This is a genomic window from uncultured Nostoc sp. (genome assembly GCF_964245445.1).
Classification (GTDB): domain Bacteria; phylum Cyanobacteriota; class Cyanobacteriia; order Cyanobacteriales; family Nostocaceae; genus Nostoc.
The window spans coordinates 3,054-3,873 of the sequence record NZ_CAXTNE010000446.1 but is presented as its reverse complement, the minus strand read 5'-3'; the positions used below and the strand labels follow the sequence as shown (position 1 = coordinate 3,873).

At 45.6% G+C, this 820-nt stretch carries 1 protein-coding gene and 1 pseudogene; both read right to left on the bottom strand.

The window, feature by feature from the left end; translation table 11 throughout:
* Positions 1 to 159: 159 nt before the first annotated feature.
* Positions 160 to 573, bottom strand: a complete 414-nt coding sequence (locus ACFE90_RS36930; protein WP_375507198.1) for a hypothetical protein — start codon at positions 571 to 573, stop codon at positions 160 to 162.
* A 99-nt stretch (positions 574 to 672) separates the two neighbouring features.
* Positions 673 to 744: pseudogene (locus tag ACFE90_RS36925) on the bottom strand (pentapeptide repeat-containing protein); the annotation flags it as partial.
* Between the last annotated feature and the right edge of the window lie 76 nt (positions 745 to 820).

Here is an 820-nt window from a genome sequence, read left to right as displayed (position 1 = left end):
GGCAGTTTGAGAAACTCGTCTAAAGTTAGTTGGGGTTTCCTTGCAATAGTCATAAGTAAATAGCATAGAGGGCAATATTTTAATTATGTGCGTTAGCGATCGCCTACAAGGTCAGCCCAATTGCGCCAGATGTTGAGGCGCTGAACTTGAACGGATACATCAACCCTCAACCTGCCGCAGTTTTTCCAATTCCTCTGGCGTGAGGGGATTATTTCCTGCCTTCAGTGCTTCTATCCAGCGTAGCCGTCGCTGCTTCACATCATTTAAGTAATCAAGTGCGCCACTGTTTACAGCAGCCTGAAAGTCTTCTAATGCCCCTGCCAAGTCGCCAGTCAAAACTCTAGCTAGCCCTCGACTGTCTTGGCAGGCTTTATTATCAGAGTCTAAGGTAACAACTTTTTCACAGATTTTGAAAACACCTTCAGCATAACCGTGTAAACAGCCAACCCAGCAAATGCTATTTTGAAATTCAGCAGACTTTCTCAAACTAGGGTCAAATATTTGGGCTTGCTTGAAAGCTTCCTGTGCTTCTTTAATTTTGCCTTCTCTAACCCAACTGATGCCCTGACTCAAGGCAACCGCAGCCGCAAAAGCTGGGTTTTGCTTTAACTCTGGAGATACGCCTACTGTTTGATGCAGTCCTCTAGCATTGAGCCATTTTGTGCCACTGTTCTATACCACTGCTTTGAGGTTGGCATAGCTAAGGTAGGCATCGCTGAGGTTGGCACGGCTGAGGTTGGCATGGCTGAGGAATTATCTGATGTTTTCTCTAACTGGAGAGTTACTCAAGCTGTGAGTTTAGCCGATAATTGTGAGCAAG